Source organism: Micromonospora sp. DT229, from assembly GCF_049844505.1.
In the GTDB taxonomy this organism is placed as follows: domain Bacteria; phylum Actinomycetota; class Actinomycetes; order Mycobacteriales; family Micromonosporaceae; genus Micromonospora.
In genome coordinates this window covers 143,857-156,348 of sequence record NZ_JBNCLD010000013.1, presented here as the reverse complement: position 1 = coordinate 156,348, position 12,492 = coordinate 143,857, and the positions used below count along the sequence as shown (strand labels likewise).

Annotated in this window: 16 protein-coding genes; 10 read left to right on the top strand and 6 right to left on the bottom strand. The window is 69.5% G+C overall.

Annotated elements, in window-relative coordinates; genetic code table 11:
* Positions 1 to 227 precede the first annotated feature (227 nt).
* A complete protein-coding gene (locus ACLQ2T_RS20700; protein ID WP_425767992.1) occupies positions 228 to 707 on the top strand; it encodes a DUF488 family protein in 480 nt (159 codons plus the stop codon).
* Here ACLQ2T_RS20700 and ACLQ2T_RS20695 read toward each other — a convergent pair.
* Complete coding sequence (locus tag ACLQ2T_RS20695) at positions 673 to 1,512, bottom strand: hypothetical protein (RefSeq protein ID WP_425767991.1); 840 nt, start codon at positions 1,510 to 1,512, stop codon at positions 673 to 675. The genes ACLQ2T_RS20700 and ACLQ2T_RS20695 overlap by 35 nt on opposite strands.
* Positions 1,513 to 1,625: 113 nt before the next feature.
* Here ACLQ2T_RS20695 and ACLQ2T_RS20690 point away from each other — a divergent pair, with 113 nt between their 5' ends.
* Positions 1,626 to 1,790: a hypothetical protein gene (locus ACLQ2T_RS20690; RefSeq protein WP_425767990.1), complete on the top strand. Its 165-nt coding sequence runs from the start codon at positions 1,626 to 1,628 to the stop codon at positions 1,788 to 1,790.
* A 2-nt stretch (positions 1,791 to 1,792) separates the two neighbouring features.
* Here ACLQ2T_RS20690 and ACLQ2T_RS20685 read toward each other — a convergent pair whose 3' ends face one another.
* Both ACLQ2T_RS20685 and ACLQ2T_RS20680 read right to left on the bottom strand, forming a co-directional pair.
* Complete coding sequence (locus tag ACLQ2T_RS20685; RefSeq protein ID WP_425767989.1) at positions 1,793 to 2,362, bottom strand: hypothetical protein; 570 nt, start codon at positions 2,360 to 2,362, stop codon at positions 1,793 to 1,795.
* Between the two features lie 14 nt (positions 2,363 to 2,376).
* On the bottom strand, positions 2,377 to 3,957 hold the full coding sequence (locus ACLQ2T_RS20680; RefSeq protein WP_425767988.1) for a DUF4153 domain-containing protein: 1,581 nt from the start codon (positions 3,955 to 3,957) through the stop codon (positions 2,377 to 2,379).
* Positions 3,958 to 4,006: 49 nt separating this feature from the next.
* Here ACLQ2T_RS20680 and ACLQ2T_RS20675 point away from each other — a divergent pair, with 49 nt between their 5' ends.
* A complete protein-coding gene (locus ACLQ2T_RS20675) occupies positions 4,007 to 4,354 on the top strand; it encodes a hypothetical protein (protein ID WP_425767987.1) in 348 nt (115 codons plus the stop codon).
* A 353-nt stretch (positions 4,355 to 4,707) separates the two neighbouring features.
* Here ACLQ2T_RS20675 and ACLQ2T_RS20670 read toward each other — a convergent pair whose 3' ends face one another.
* Complete coding sequence (locus ACLQ2T_RS20670) at positions 4,708 to 5,388, bottom strand: dihydrofolate reductase family protein (RefSeq protein ID WP_425767986.1); 681 nt, start codon at positions 5,386 to 5,388, stop codon at positions 4,708 to 4,710.
* 272 nt (positions 5,389 to 5,660) lie between these two features.
* On the opposite strand from ACLQ2T_RS20670, the gene ACLQ2T_RS20665 reads away from it, so the two are divergent.
* On the top strand, positions 5,661 to 6,470 hold the full coding sequence (locus tag ACLQ2T_RS20665; protein WP_425767985.1) for a hypothetical protein: 810 nt from the start codon (positions 5,661 to 5,663) through the stop codon (positions 6,468 to 6,470).
* Here ACLQ2T_RS20665 and ACLQ2T_RS20660 read toward each other — a convergent pair.
* Positions 6,448 to 7,755: an RNA polymerase sigma factor gene (locus ACLQ2T_RS20660; protein WP_425767984.1), complete on the bottom strand. Its 1,308-nt coding sequence runs from the start codon at positions 7,753 to 7,755 to the stop codon at positions 6,448 to 6,450. The genes ACLQ2T_RS20665 and ACLQ2T_RS20660 overlap by 23 nt on opposite strands.
* On the bottom strand, positions 7,719 to 8,090 hold the full coding sequence (locus ACLQ2T_RS20655; protein WP_425767983.1) for a YciI family protein: 372 nt from the start codon (positions 8,088 to 8,090) through the stop codon (positions 7,719 to 7,721). Before ACLQ2T_RS20655 ends, ACLQ2T_RS20660 begins: the two co-directional genes overlap by 37 nt.
* 293 nt (positions 8,091 to 8,383) lie before the next feature.
* On the opposite strand from ACLQ2T_RS20655, the gene ACLQ2T_RS20650 reads away from it, so the two are divergent.
* The 6 genes from ACLQ2T_RS20650 to ACLQ2T_RS20625 all read left to right on the top strand — a co-directional run bounded on the left by ACLQ2T_RS20650 (position 8,384) and on the right by ACLQ2T_RS20625 (position 12,488).
* Positions 8,384 to 8,653, top strand: a complete 270-nt coding sequence (locus ACLQ2T_RS20650; protein WP_425767982.1) for a hypothetical protein — start codon at positions 8,384 to 8,386, stop codon at positions 8,651 to 8,653.
* Positions 8,653 to 9,690 carry a hypothetical protein gene (locus ACLQ2T_RS20645; protein WP_425767981.1) on the top strand — a complete coding sequence of 346 codons (1,038 nt, stop codon included), beginning with the start codon at positions 8,653 to 8,655 and terminating at the stop codon, positions 9,688 to 9,690. The genes ACLQ2T_RS20650 and ACLQ2T_RS20645 overlap by 1 nt, the downstream gene beginning before the upstream one ends.
* Positions 9,691 to 9,848: 158 nt before the next feature.
* Positions 9,849 to 10,208 carry a GntR family transcriptional regulator gene (locus tag ACLQ2T_RS20640; protein ID WP_327024590.1) on the top strand — a complete coding sequence of 120 codons (360 nt, stop codon included), beginning with the start codon at positions 9,849 to 9,851 and terminating at the stop codon, positions 10,206 to 10,208.
* The gene (locus ACLQ2T_RS20635) at positions 10,205 to 11,131 is read left to right on the top strand and encodes an ABC transporter ATP-binding protein (RefSeq protein ID WP_425767980.1); all 927 of its coding nucleotides are present in this window, start codon (positions 10,205 to 10,207) and stop codon (positions 11,129 to 11,131) included. The genes ACLQ2T_RS20640 and ACLQ2T_RS20635 overlap by 4 nt, the downstream gene beginning before the upstream one ends.
* A complete protein-coding gene (locus ACLQ2T_RS20630; RefSeq protein ID WP_425767979.1) occupies positions 11,128 to 11,820 on the top strand; it encodes an ABC transporter permease in 693 nt (230 codons plus the stop codon). The genes ACLQ2T_RS20635 and ACLQ2T_RS20630 overlap by 4 nt, the downstream gene beginning before the upstream one ends.
* A gap of 137 nt (positions 11,821 to 11,957) precedes the next feature.
* Positions 11,958 to 12,488 (top strand): hypothetical protein, encoded by a 531-nt coding sequence (locus ACLQ2T_RS20625; protein ID WP_425767978.1) that lies wholly within the window; start codon positions 11,958 to 11,960, stop codon positions 12,486 to 12,488.
* Positions 12,489 to 12,492 lie beyond the last annotated feature (4 nt).

Genomic DNA, 12,492 nt, shown 5'->3' with positions numbered 1-12,492 from the left:
CTTCCATGATGAACATCCTCCCGAGGAGCACACAGCCCCTCTGAGCTGGGATGTCCGTCAAACCGGGTCAGGCCCAGACGAGCTCGACCAAGGCCGCCGTTGCCGTGACGAGGGCTCTGGCAACGTGGTCGACGATCTGCGGTGGCTTCCGTTCGCAGGTGTGCAGGGCGGTGCCTTTCTCGGTCGTATCGATGGTCTTGGCAGACGAGTCATGAAAGGGTGTCCCGATGAGCGCTACCTTAGCTGTGAGTCACCGGCCCGGTATCCTGGGTGTCGGCTACGAGGGCCGCTCCATCGATGAGTTCGTGACCGACCTCGCAGACATGGGCGTCACGCGCCTGGTGGATGTCCGGATGACGCCGATCTCTCGCAAGCGTGGCTTCAGCAAGTCGGCCCTCAACCAGGCACTCGCTGCGCAAGGCATCGTTTACGAGCACCGCCGGGAACTAGGTAACCCGAAGGAGAACCGCCCCGGATTTGGTGGCAACCCCGAGGAGTTGCGATCCGCGAGAGCGGCGTACGCCTCTCGGCTGCGCCACGCCGAGTCGGCGGCGGCGCTCGACGCGCTCGCCGAGAGGGCACAGCGCGAGCTGGTGGCGCTGCTCTGTTTCGAGGCGGATGAAAGCCGGTGCCACCGCCAGGTCGTGATGCGCGCGCTCGAAGGCCGGATACCTACCGTTTCGGCCAGTACACGCCCAGCACACTGAAGACTTGCACGCGCTTGGCCTGGTTGCCGACGTAGAAGGCGACGTCACGGTTTGGCGCGCACATCTCCTCCAGAAACTTGGTTTCCAGAGCCTCCCGCAGAGCAGCATCCGAGTGGTCAGCGAGTCGGCGTTGTAGCGCCACCAGTTCCCAGTCGATGACGTGCTGCTTGTGACCTTTGCATCCGGGTTCGTGGCAGCGGTAGTGGTACGCAGCCTTGAAGCGGGGTGCCTGCAACGGAGTCCTGGTCCGGCCGCTGAAGAGATCCGGCTGGCTCGCGTACGCCTCAATCTTGCGTTGCTCGTCATCGTTCCAGCCGGGGTGCGGCGTGACCTTGAGAGCGCGAACCTCCCTCGGGCGCACGAGGGCGAGGGACTGCGCGTCTGCGTGATCCTGCGCCTCGCGGTTGAGGCGACACATCGAGTCCTCGACAGCCGGGTCAAGCAACGGCTGTCGCGACCTCCAACCGTCGAGATGGCGCTCCTTCTGGATCCTGTCCATGATCGGCTTCCAGCTCTCGCGTCGCTGATCCTGCCGTGCGGGTTTGGCGTCAACGGAGACGATGTCGTACTTCTTGAACGCCTCGTCGCTGTCGAGATGCCGGAAGTTGATCGGGTATAGACGGACCCACGTCGGTCTCAACACATCCGTCCGCAGCCCCGCTACGCAGACTGTCTCTCCGTACTTCTCTGAGGGGTTCGGTGCGGCCTTCACAGTGATCAGGAGCTGTAGCCGAACGATGCGGTCGTCGACCGGCTTCGGGTCAGGTCCGGCTTCGCTTGGACCGAAGAGCGACATCTGGGCCATGCGCGCCTCCAGCGGTGGTAGCCGTAGGTAGCCGTGCGATCACGCGAAGGATTCAGATTCTCACGGATCGATTGATCGGCATAGTGCGCTTGATGGCGCTTCTGGCAGGAAGCATGGCTAGTTCAAGTGATAGCGAGGAGACGTACGACGAGTTGCCGAATGACCTTGTCGACGCCCTGGCCGTGGAGTCCGACCCCAGGGTGCAGCGGCTACGGGACCTGATGCGCGAGCGCGGCTGGGTCGGATGGAACCGGATGGAGCCGCTGGCAGGACGCTGACCTCAGGTGTCGCACGGAACGCCGACGCCGAGCCGTACCTGCGATGTCTGCCCCTGCGACCGGATCGTCAGTGGCAGGCAGGTCGGCTCCGCGACCCAGGTGCCGCCGACGAAGGCCAGCCACCGGGCCCGGTCGTCGTCTGCACAGGCCCGCACCTGAACGCTGACGGCCGGTTCCTCCTGGCTGCCCCAACCGACCCGGGCCCGGTCCTCCCAGCCAGCCCCCACCCGCAGCTCGACCACGGCGCCGACGCGTACGACAAGCCCCCACTTGGCGAACAGCCGGGCCGCCGGATCCGGTTTCTCCGACTCGTGGGCTTCGAGCACCTCCCGCTCGGGCACCGCGACGTCCGCACCCACGATCCGATAACCGTCCGGTGGTTCCCGCAGCGCGTCGACAGCGACGGCACACGGTGCCTGCCCGTCGCCGGGATCACTCGACGGGACGCTGCTGGGGGCGCCTGGGGACGGCGCCGAGGTCGACGGAGGGTCGGCATCCCCGGCCGTGCAGGCGGCCGAGGCGAGGAGCAGACAACCGGCAAGCGGCCACGACAGCATTCGGCTGGTCGGCATCCGACTAACCTCCGTCAGCGGCGGGTCTTCGGCAGGTCGAACTGGTCGGCGCGGCGGCAGTCGCGCTGGTTGCCGATCGCCTCCGGCCCCAGTCGGTCGAGCACCGCCCGGGCCCGGTCCCGACCCCGGTTCCAGGCGTACCAGGGGTCCGGTTCGGCCAGGTCGTCCGCGATCCAGCTCAGCGTGCAACGGCGTACCGGATCGGGCAGGGCGGCCAGGGCGGGGGTGGCGTCGGCGGAGAGGGCGCGCAGGTACCAGGCGTCGATGCGGCCGGTCTCCTGATACCGGTCGACATTGCGCCGGGCCGCGTAGTCCTCCGGGTTGAGCACCGCCAGACCCAGCAGCAGCACCACCGCGAGCGCCGTGGCCAGCCGGGGGATCCAGTCGCCGCGCCAGCGTACGCCGGCCACCAGGATCATCAGGAAGACCGCCCCGAGCAGCAGCTCGAAGGCCATCACGAAGATCCGCTCGCCGGTGAAGCTGTAGACCTTCTGGTACGTGTACATCCGCGACAAGGCGGACACCACGATGACCACGGTCAGGGCGCTGAGCAGGCCGAGCAGGACCCGCAGCAGCACCCGGTCGAGGTGCCGGTCCCGGCGGGCGAACCGGGTCACCCCGCCGAGCACCGCCAGGGTCAGCACGGTCACCACGACCAGTTGCCAGAAGCCGCTGCGCGCGTACTCGGCGTAGCTCAGCCCGGTGGTCCGCAGCACATGCCGCTGCCCGCCGAACAGGACGGTGAACTGCACCGCCACGAAGCCGCCGAACAGGGCGGTCAGCGCGGCGATCGGCGGCGCCCATTCCAGCAGGCCGACCCGACGGCCGGTGGGCCGGTCCACCCCGGACAGATCCGGGGGTGCGGCGAGCGTGTAGACGGCGGCCACCGCGATCAGGCCGCCCACGGCCGCCAGGAACAGCCACCGGAACACCCCACTGACACTGACCTCGGGCAGCAGCGCACCGAGGACCTGTGAGAAGGCGGCGTCGGCGGAGGAGAGCAGGGGACCGAACACCACGAGGACGATCACGGTCGCGACCACCGAACCGACCACCCGGCGTACGCTGCCGGGACTGCCGGGCGCCCGTAGGTGTCGGCGTACCCAGGGCAGCCCGCGCAGCCCGGCGATCGGTGCGGCCACCACACTGAACAGGATCGACCGCACCCGCCGCCCACCGACGATGGCCAGGGCGGCGCAGCCCAGTGCCCCCAGCACGCAGAAGGTCACCAGCCACCAGGCGTTGCGGAAGGCCAGCACGGCGAGCAGCGCCACGGCGGCACCGGCCCAACCGGCCCGGACCCACCGTTCGGCACGGGCCAGCTCGGCGGTGTGCTGCCGTACCGCCACGACGACCGCGACGGTGAGCACCAGCCCACCGAGGAACCAGCCGATGCCGGTACGACCCAACGGCACGAAGGCCGCCACTCCCAGCGCGCCGACCAGCACGGCCAGCGGGGTGGCCGGGTGGCTGGTCGTCTGCGGGCCGGGCCATACCCGGTCGAAGAACGTCGGTGGTGGTGGCGTCGGCTTGAAGGCATACGCCGGACCGGGCGGCGGATACGAAGCCGGGAGTGCACCCGGCGTTGCTGCCACCGGCCGACCGGCGGGCGCGGGCTGGCCGGCGGCTGAGGGCTGGCCGGTGGTGGCGGCCGAGGTTGTCGTGGCCGGTGCAGTGGTCGGCGGTGCTTCGGCAGCCGGTGCGGCCGTGGACGGTGCCGGTGACGCGCTGACCGGTGTAGACGCGGTGGAGGCCGCCGCGGTGGCCGGCGTGGTCGTGCTCGGCGTCGGGGCCACCGGCGCGCTGGTGGTCGGTGTCCGCTGGGCCGGCATCGTCGCGGAAGCCGGTGCGGCGGGCGGTGACGGCGGAGCCGACGTCGAGCCGGTGGGCGTGGACGCCGCCCCTGAGGCGGCGGGTGACGCACCCTGTCCGGACGGCGCGGCGACGGTGGCGGCCTCGCCCTCCTGCACCAGCGGGAGGAAGATCGCGTAGCCCCGGGTGCCGGGTGGCACCTGCACCGGGATCGCCCAGGCGGGTTGGTCGGCCGGACCGGGCCACACGATGGACGGCAGCCCTCCGACGGCCGGTACGACCAGCAGGCGGGGTGCCGTCCCGGCGGGATCCGCCGGGACGGCTTCGGTCGGAGCAGGGGCCTCGCGGGACTCCCCGATGGCATCCGGGGACGGCTCGACCGGTGGCTGCTCGGACACCGCACCTCCTTGGACGACGATTGTCGTCACTCTAGGCGCGGACGCGGATTCTCGACGCCCCGTGTCGCCGAGCGTCCGCAACGCCGGAGCCCTGCCGGCCGCGACGCCGGAGCCCTGCCGGACGCGCCACCGCGCCTAGCTGCGGCCCCGGTTGTCGAGGGTCAGGGGAGCCCGCCCGTTCACGGCGTACCGGATGTGGGTGATCTGCGGTGCCGTCACGACCCGGGTGAGGGTCAGTTCGATCGCCTCGAACTCGGCCAGGTCCAGGTCGGCGTCGAACAGGCGCATCCCGGTGCCCAGCACCACCGGCGCGATGTGCAGTTCGAACTCGTCGAGCAGACCGGCGCGCAGGACCTGCCGGACCAGGCTGCCGCCCCCGGAAACCGCCACGTCCCTGCCACCCGCGGCGGCCCGGGCCTGCGCCACCGCACTGGCCACGCCGTCGGTGACGTACGTGAAACTGGTGCCGCCCTTGCGCACCACGGTCGGGCGGGGCCGGTGGGTGACCACGAAGACCGGCGCCCGGAACGGCGGCTCGTCGCCCCAGGGCACCTCACCACCGTCGGCCATCCGGCGCCCCATCACGTACGCACCGGCCGCCTCGAACGACTCGGCGAGGATGTCGGAGTTGACGTCCTGGGTGCCACCGGCGAAGCCCTGCCGTTCCCGCCAGGACATCGCCTCGGTGGCCCAGCGGGTCACCCGGAAGAAGCCGTGGCTCTCCGCCGAGTGCAGCCAGTCACCGTCACCGTCGTGCCGGGGGCCGGCGTAGCAGCCGTCCAGCGACACCGACATCTGCGCGGTCACCTTGGTCATCTCGTTCCTCTCGGTCTCGCGGCACCCGCCCCGGGTGCCCGCCACCGATGGATCGGAGCCGAACCGACGCCAACTACCGCGATCGACTGTGATCTGAACCACTGGCAGGTCGGGGGTGGGCCGGGTTCCGGCATCGGTCGATGGACGGGTTGGACTTCGTTGCGACGTCGCTGTCTGCCTGGAGACAGAGACGTTCGCGCCGCCGGGTGGACCGTCATCATTCGGTGAGAGACCCACTGCTCGTGGACTCGTGCCTCAAGACGGAGGAACCGATGAGGACACTGTCCCTACGACGGTCGGCCGCCGCACTGGCCGCCGCACTGGTCGCCACGCTCGCTGTTGCCCTGCTGCCCGCCACGCCGGCGCTCGCACTGCCCTCAGGTACCGGCTGGTCGGCCTCGTGGAGCTACTACCACCCGAACGCCTACCAGTACTCCGGCACACTGCCCGGGGTACGCCTGACCGGTTACGCCACCGACAACGCCGGCACCTCGGCCACGCTCGGCACCATCGAGGACACCGCGGCGGACGGACGCTGCGCCCGGGTGATGCTCTACGCGTACGGTGTCGGCTACATCGCCGACCGCACCACCTGCGGTAACGGCAGCTACCTGACATACAACACGGTCAGCTACGACCAGGGGCTGTTGGTGATCGTCTACCGGATGATCGACGGAACGAACACCAACGACAAGGGTTTCTACATCTTCATCCCCGGCTCGGCCACCGATTCGGGGCTGCGCACCGTCGGGACCGGGGCCAGCTGGTCGTACTACACCTCCACGGCGTACCAGTACACGGTCACCCGATCCGGCGTCAGCCTGATCGGATACGGCGTCCACCAGGTGGGGGATCTGCGTTCCTCGCTGAACACGGTGGAGAAGACCGCCGGCGCGAAGGGGGCGTGCGCCAGCGGGAAGGTCACCGGCGGGACGACTGTCAGCGGCAGCACCTGCCTCAACGGCGGCACCACCTCCTTCCACCGCAACGACCACAGCTACAACCTGGAGGCGTCCGCCTGCTACAAGCCTCTCCTCGGTACCCAGCGCTGCCTGGCGGTCAACATCCCCGAGCCCTGGTGACCCCTGCACCGCGACCAGAGCCACTTGCGGCGGCAGCCCGGCGGAGCAGGTGCCGGCGTTCGGGGTCGCTGCCGGCGAGCTCCGCCGCCCGCCGCCAGGCCGTTGCCGCGCTGGCCCGGTCGCCGGCCAGCTCCAGCAGGTGCGCGCGGACGGCGTGCAGCCGGTGGTGCCCGGCGAGGATGCCCGATTCCAGTTGCGCCAACAGGGCCAGCCCGGCGGCCGGTCCGTGCACCATGCCCACCGCCACGGCCCGGCTCAGCGCCGCCACCGGGTTGGGTGCCAGGCGTTCCAGCAGCTCGTACAGGGCCAGCACCTGCGGCCAGTCGGTCTCCTCAGTGGTCGATGCCTCGGCGTGCACGGCGGCGATCGCGGACTGGATCTGGTACGGCCCCGGGGTCGAGGTGGTCAGGGCCTGCTCCACCAGCGCGCTGCCCTCGGCGATGGCCCTCCGGTCCCATCGGCGACGGTCCTGCTCGGTCAGCGGCACCAACTCGCCGTCCGGGCCGACCCGGGCGGCGGACCGCGCCTCGGTCAGCATCATCAGCGCGAGCAGGCCGGTGGTCTCCCCGTCGTCGGGCAGCCGGTCGTGCAGTCGGCGGGTCAGCCACAGTGCCCGCCGGGTCAGGTCGGGCCGGTGCAACCGCGGGCCGCTGCTGGCGCTGTAACCCTCGTTGAAGATCAGGTACAGCACCTGGCGGACCACGGCCAGCCGGGTGCTCTGCTCCGCCTCCGGCGGCAACTCGAACCGGGCGCCCACCTCACGCAGCCGCTGCTTGGCCCGGAAGATCCGCTGGGCCATGGTCTTCTCCGGTACCAGGAACGCCGCCGCGACCTCCGCCGTGGTCAGCCCACCCAGGGCCCGCAGGGTCAGGGCCACCTGCGCCTCGGCCGGCAACGCCGGATGGCAGCAGAGCAGGAACAACTCCAGCAGGTCGTCGCGGGGCGGGTCGGCGTCCGAGGGCGGGCCGACCAGCGCGTCACGCGGGGTGCTGTCGAGCACCGTACGCTCGCGGCGCACCCGGGCGGCCTCGGACCGCACCTGGTCGATGTAGCGGCGGGCGGCCACGGTGTGCAGCCAGGCCGACGGATGCTCCGGTACGCCGCCGCGCGGCCACCTCTCGACGGCGGCGACGATCGCCTCCTGTACGGCGTCCTCGGCCCCGGTGAAGTCGCCGTAGCGGCGGACCAGCACGCCGAGCACCTGGGGGGACAGGCGGCGCAGCAGTTCGGCGGCGGCCTCGTCGAGGCTCAGTGGTCGGCCCCCTCGCGGGTCATCAACGGCCACATCTCGATGCCGCCACCGAGGCCGGGGGCGAACCGCAGACCCGGGTACGACCGGGCGATCTCCAATGCCCGTTGCTCACTGTCGACATCGACCACGAAGTACGACCCGACGTACTCCTTCGCCTCCAGATACGGCCCGTCGGTGACCACCGGGGTGTCCCCGGTCATCCGCACCGACCGGGCCGGCGCGTCCAGCCCCTGCACGTCCACCAGTTCACCCCGGGCGCGTAACTCCTCGTTGAAGGCGTTCACCTCGCCGATCAACGCGGCTAGGTCGCCGCCGGGCAGGCTGCCCCAGATCTCCTCATTGCCATAGATCAACATCAGGTACTTCACCTGGAATCCTCCGTTGCGGTGTCAGCAAGGTGACAGGACGCCAGGGCCTGCCCCGATGCACTGTTGTAGCAGGTCAAGAGGCTGCGGATGGCGGGCCCACATCCGACTCTCCATGGCCGTACGGGGACAGCAGGCCCTCCGCCGGATCGCCTGCATCATGCCCGACAGCGATGTCGCCACCCCTCAGCCCGCCAGGTTCCGCCCCCCGCGTGTCAGCCGATCCCGGCCGTCGACGCGCGCCGACCCTGGCCTGCCGCTGGCCGTGGTGACCCGAAATCAGGAAGGAGCGCCTCATGGCCGCTCCCACCGTGACCGCCTCTCTCCATTCGACGACCTGTGCCCCCGGTGCCCAGATGCTGCTCACGGTCGCCTACGGCGACCCCGACACGAAGACCGTCACCGTCACCCTGGTGGTCACCGACGACCAGGGCAACAGCAGCGCTCCGGTCACGGTCAGCGCCGTCATCGACCCACCGACCCTGACCGTCACGGACGACTCGGAACGTACCTGGACCCGGGTGTCGGACACCGGTGCCGTGGCCGTGTTCCGGGCGGTGGCCTGATGCCCCGGGTCACCGTCACGGTCCGTGACTCGGCCGGACAGACCGCCTCCGTCGCAGCCGACTACACCGTCCTGCCGCCGGTGCTCGGTGGCTACTACCTGGCCGGCAACGCCGATCCGACGGCCGACATCTCCGGCGGCAACTTCCGCTCGCTGACCCAGTACCGCAGCTTCGCCGACGCCAACATCTTCCCCGGCTACAACCGGCCGTGGCTGATCACCCTGGGCCGGTCCGGCATTCAGATGAACATGGTGCTGGAACTCAAGTACTACGGAGCCGGTGACCCCCGGGCCCAGACCTTCACGGTGGACGGGGTGCGCTACACCGTGCCGGCACCGACGATGACCATCCAGCAACGCCCGGGGACCACCTGGCCGAGGGCGTACGGCTATGGCCAGGTCACCTCCGGGCAGTGCGACGGACTGTTCGCCCGGGCCCTGTCGCAGTACCGGACCCTGGGCTTCGGGGTGAACATCCAGCTCGCCTCCGAACTGGACACCGACAACGAGTTCGGCACCACCGAAAACGGCAGGGCGTACACCTGGGCGCAGTCGGACGCCCGGGCGGTGCGGGCGGTGACGTACATCGTCGACTGGTTCCGAGCCAAGGGGCTGCCCTCGGGGAGCACCTTCTCGGTCGGTTCCGGGGGCTTCAACCGGGCCTCCTTCAGGCGCACCCATCCCGAGTCGTTGATGTCGCGGCTGGACTACCTGCAATGGAACGTGTACGCGACAAGCGCCTCGGACACCGCCCTGGCCCGGTTCCGCCGTACCAAGGACTGGGCGGTGGCCGATCTGGGGCCGGTGGCCCTGTCCCGGCGGGTGATCGTCGCCGAGTGGGGGGTCCGGGTGGCCGAGATCCCGGACCAGGCGGCCTGGATCGCCACCGTGCCGGCCGCGATCGCCCGGCTCAACGCGGAGCGGGGGCCGTTCTTCGCCCGGACCAACTACTTCAACTCCGGCTGGGGCACCTTGAGTCCCAAGGCTCCCGGGCTGGCCGCGTTGCGCGCCGCGTATGCCCAGCCGCCGTACGTCTGAGCAGGTAGCCGGCCTTCGACGGGAGTCGGAGATCAATCGATCCACGGTCGCCCGCCGGTTCTGCACCGGCGGGCGACCTTGACATTGAGCCTCCTTGGTTGCATGGTTAGTCACATGAGTAATGAACCAGCCAACCAACATGGTGTGGCGGGGGAGTGATGGAGGACGGCCGGCCGATCTTCCAGCAGATCGCGGAGCTGCTGGAGAACTCGATCCTGGACGGGACCCTGGCCGAGGAGAGTCAGGTGCCCTCGACGAACGAGCTGGCGGCCTTCCACCGGATCAATCCCGCGACCGCAGCCAAGGGCGTCAACAAGCTGGTCGACGACGGAACGCTCTACAAGAAGCGAGGAATCGGGATGTTCGTCTCCTCCGGCGCCCGCGCCAAGCTGCGCGCGCGACGCCGTGACGAGTTCGCCCGGCAGTACGTGCAACCGCTGGTGACCGAGGCACGCAAGCTCGGCATCGATCCGGCCGAACTCAAGAACATGATCGATACCTGGGAGGAGACCCGATGAACCCGGTGGTCACCGTCACCGACCTCACCAAACGGTACGGCGAGGTCGTCGCGCTGGACCGGGTCAGCTTCACGCTGGCGGAGAACCGGATCTACGGCCTGCTGGGGCGCAACGGTGCCGGCAAGACGACCCTGATGCAGCTCCTCACCGCCCAGATCTTCGCCACCAGCGGGAAGATCGCCGTCTTCGGGGAGCACCCCTACGAGAACGAGCGGGTGCTCTCCCGGATCTCCTTCATCAAGGAGAGCCAGACCTACCCGTCGAACCTGCGCGTCAAGCACGTACTCCGGGCCGCCGCCCTGGTCCATCCGGGCTGGGACGAGGAGTACGCCCAGCAGTTGGTCGAGGACTTCCGGCTGCCGCCGCAGCGCAACGTCCGCAAGCTGTCGCGAGGGATGCTCTCCTCCCTGGGCATCGTCGTCGGGCTGGCCGCCCGGGCCCCGTTGACCTTCTTCGACGAGCCCTACCTGGGCCTGGACGCGGTGGCCCGGCAGATCTTCTACGACCGGCTCCTGGCCGACTTCGCCGAACATCCGCGCACCATCGTGCTCTCGACCCACCTGATCGACGAGGTCAGCGACCTGATCGAGCACGTCCTGCTGATCGACCAGGGGCGCCTGCTGCTCGACGCCGAGACCGACGAGTTGCGCGGCCAGGTGGTCGTCGCCTCCGGGCCGGCCGACGCGGTCGACGAGTTCGTCCGCGGCGGCACCGAACTGCACCGGGTACGCCTCGGCGCGATGGTGCGGGCCACCGTACGCGGTGAGTTCGGGTCGGCCGAGCGCGACCGGGCCCGTGCCGCCGGGGTGGACCTGACCGCCTCTTCCCTGCAAGACATCGTCGTACGCCTGACCACCTCGACGCACCGCTCCGCGGCAGACGCCGGCAGTGTCGTCACGGCCGACAAGGAGGTCGTCGGATGAACCGCACCCTGACCGTCGCCCGGATGCAGTTCGTGGCCTGGCGTACCGTGGTCGGCTGGCCGTGGGGGATCCTCGCCCTCAGCTTCCTGATCAACCTGGCCCTGTTCGGTGCCATCGGTGAGGAGGACTTCGAGCCGACCACCGGTGGCCTGATGAGCATCTACGTGGTGATGTTCGTGGCCAGCATCAGCGCGATCACCATGGACTTCCCGTTCGCCATGGGGCTGGGTGTCTCCCGCCGCAGCTTCTACCTCGGCAACGTGCTCCACTTCGTCGCCCAGGCGGTGAGCTACGCGGCGGTGCTCTACCTGCTGGCCGTGATCGAGGAGGCCACCGACGGCTGGGGGATGAACCTGCGCTTCTTCGGCATCCCCTTCCTGATGGTCGAGAACCCGATCCTGCGGTACCTCGGCTTCGCCATCCCCTTCCTGCTGCTCGGTTTCCTCGGCATCGCCATCGCCGTGGTCTTCAAGCGCTGGGGAATGAACGGGATGCTCACCCTGTCGGCGGCGGCCCTGGTGGGTCTCGGTGGCGCCGCGGTGCTGATCACCTGGCAGGGCTGGTGGTCGGCGATCGTCGGCTGGTTCGCCGACCAGCCCGGTGGCGCCATTCTGGTCGGCTGGCCGGCCCTGCTGACCCTGCCCCTGGCCGTGATCAGCTACCTGATCATCCGCCGCGCCACCCCCTGATCAGCGACGGAAACACCCCTGGACGGGGTGTGGGTGACGTCCGAAGAGGTGTTGTCCCGACCCGGCCAGCGAAGTACTTTTCGCTATCGATCTTTGCGGATAGTGATGAGCCTTCCGCGTCATTGACAGGAGACAACGTGCATTTACGCACTGTACGAGCCGCTGTCGCGCTGGTGTTGGTCCTGGGTCTCGGCGCAATGGTGGTCACTCCCGCGCAGGCGTTGCCGCCCCTGTGTTGGGAGCTCGACAACTGCATCGAGCCGCCCGGTGGCGGCGGAGGTGGCGGCACCCCTCCTGCTCCGGCCTACACCTTGCAGGGAGTCATCGAGCTGGAGAAGTACGGGCACGAGGGCAACTGGCCGTACCGGGTCGGCGGCGTCAAGGTCCGCGGATACTCCCGGTTCGCCAACGCCAGCAACAACCGGGTTGACGCCGACTACATCAACGTCCGGTGCTACGCCAACACCGCGACCGGCTACTCCACCACGGACTACGACTCCGAGAACAACGGGGCGCTCGTCGACGTGCACTTCTGGTCCCCGACCATTCCGGTGAGCGGCGTCCTCCCGCAGGTCCGCACGATCACGGTCAACTGCGTCCATCACGCCAGGAAGAACGGCGTCAACTACGACACCACCAGCACTCGCCAGTTCGTGATTCCTGAATGACCTT